The organism is Paenibacillus sp. 22594 (assembly GCF_052044425.1).
Taxonomy (GTDB): domain Bacteria; phylum Bacillota; class Bacilli; order Paenibacillales; family Paenibacillaceae; genus Paenibacillus_AQ.
Window position 1 is genome coordinate 1 of record NZ_JBQENA010000029.1, and the last position, 2372, is coordinate 2372.

General features: G+C 42.2%; 2 protein-coding genes. Both read right to left on the reverse strand.

The genetic code is table 11. The features are described from left to right. On the reverse strand, positions 1-1520 hold a 1520-nt coding region (locus ACTJKB_RS30800; RefSeq protein WP_440838029.1), incomplete at its 3' end, for a condensation domain-containing protein. 26 nt (positions 1521-1546) lie between these two features. Beyond that, positions 1547-2372: condensation domain-containing protein (locus ACTJKB_RS30805; protein ID WP_440838030.1), on the reverse strand; the 826-nt coding region annotated here is incomplete at its 5' end.

Here is a 2372-nt window from a genome sequence, read left to right on the forward strand (position 1 = left end):
GCGTCATATGTCACATCGTTGTCTTCATATACAACAGCGATGGCATCTGGTGTGTGAGCCACCCGCTCTTCCCATAACGCTGGAATCGTTTTATCCTTGGCATACGGTAAGGACGTGTCATTAAATGCACCTAGAATCTGTTCTTTCTCTTCCCCTGTTATGGTCTCAAGTTCAGCTACCTTCATTTCCGGGTTGTTGGCGAAAGAGAGCAAGATAACTTGTAAGCGCAATAACATTGCTTCTATTTCCTTTGATCCATAATGATTTGGCGCATACTGCATCTGAAAACGCAAATACCCCTGTTCATAATTTACGATTAAGACTAAATCATAATCCGTCTGCTCCCGATAAGCTTCTATTTTCAACCCAAGTCCTTCTTTATGCGGTGTCAATAAACTCTCATCAAGCTCATAATTTTCAAAGGCATATAAGTACTTAATCAATTCCGATTTTTGCTTCGTTAAATTCATAATCTGTTGTAAGGGACAATAAGAATAAGCTGTACTTTGTGTTCCTTGTAGCTGCATGCTGCGCAAAACTTCGCCAACCATCTCATCTTCTTTATACCTGATTCTTGCGGGAATCGTCACGATAAACGGACCCACAATCTTTTCAATTCCTCTAATTGCAGCATGCCTTCCTGAAATCACCTTACCATAAACAACATCTTTGGCACCTGTATACGCTTGCAGTAGAGTTCCCCAGGCTGTTTCGACAATCGTATTCATCGTAACATGATGGGTGGCAGCGAGATTTTGCAAATTTGCCGTCTGTTCCTTAGATAAATTCATTTCACTCAAAGAAACGGCTTCCACCGTTAATGGCGTTTGCTCCATTGACTTAATATCCGCTACTCCATCATAGTCAGATAATAATTTTTCCCAATACGTAATTCCTTCATTATTATTTTGCTGCTCCAGCCACTTCACATAATCTCCATATTTTTCGTTACTCTTCTTGTCAGTTTCCACTATCGACATGATAGATTGCAGGCTCTTTCCATGCTCAAGCATGTCATAATACTTTTTGAAATCACTGAACAAAATAGATAAGCTCCAACCATCAATAATGATGTGATGCATAGTCCATAACATCTTATATTGGTTTGCTCCAAAATGAACGAGCTTAACCCTTAATAAAGAATCGCTTTTAAAATCAAACCCGCGCTCCACATCAAGTTGTGCAATCATATCCATTTTATTGTTTCGATCATCTGCGGCAATATCCGATAAATCTATCCGTTCATACTCTATTGTCCGGTTCTTGAGTACAATTTGTCTTGGCACAGTCAATTTCTCAAATACGATGGAGGTTCTTAAAACGTCATGCTTCATCGTTATAAGTTGTATTGCCTCCTGTACCTTTTGTTCATTAATCAGACCATTCAGTTCAAAACGATGCTGAACGACATAAGCGGTAGAATCACCATTCATCAGCTTATGATACAGCATCCCTTCCTGTACTGGGGTAAGAGAGTAAATATTTTCAATATTAGAACCTAAAACCATTTTTGAACTCATGTCCGCTCCTCCGCCTTATAGTAGATTTACTCTAGATCGAATAGCTCATTTATCACCTGAAGATCGTCTGCATCTAAATCAGTGGCATCCGTATCCGAGATCGTGATGGCAACCTCCTCCTGTGATGCACAAAATTGAATCGTAGATATTAAACAATCATGGAATGTTTCAATAAATAGTTGCATCTTCCCAGCGGGCAACTTGCTCTTGTCATAAACAATACTGAAATGCAAGTGTTCTTTTAGCAAGCTTCCGTTAATAGTGACTTTATGGTTCACAATATTTTCGTCGGCAGATCCCTTACCCGAACCAAAAAAGTGTAGTTTTTTCCCCTTCGCCTCAGCGTCCATTTGTCCCATGTAGTTGAACATAATATCAAGCGGACGTACCGGCAATTCTTCCTGTAACAGACCATATCCAAAGCCCCGGTTCGGGATCCTGCGCAGCACCTCTTTGGTTGTAATGATGCTTTCTGCTAGATCCTCATGACACGGTACCACCACCGGGTACATACTGGTGAACCACCCGACCGTCCGGTCGATATCGATCCGCTTATGAATGGGTTCTCTTCCGTGTCCTTCCATACCAATCGTTACCCCTCTTGCCCCTGTCAGTTTCTTCACGGTCATTCCCAGGGCGCTGATAAGGAGGTCATTGATCTCGGTACTATATGCCCGACCTGACTGATGAATGAGCTGCTCGGTTTCTTTTTCATTTAATTGTATTGTGTAACTGCCGTACCCGCTTTCTCCGGTCTGTTCGTCCATCCCGAGTTCGCCTGCCGCCATCTGCGTGGCCACTTGCTCCCAGTACGCCCGTTCTTTCTGCAGCAGGGGGCTGTCCTTATATTCG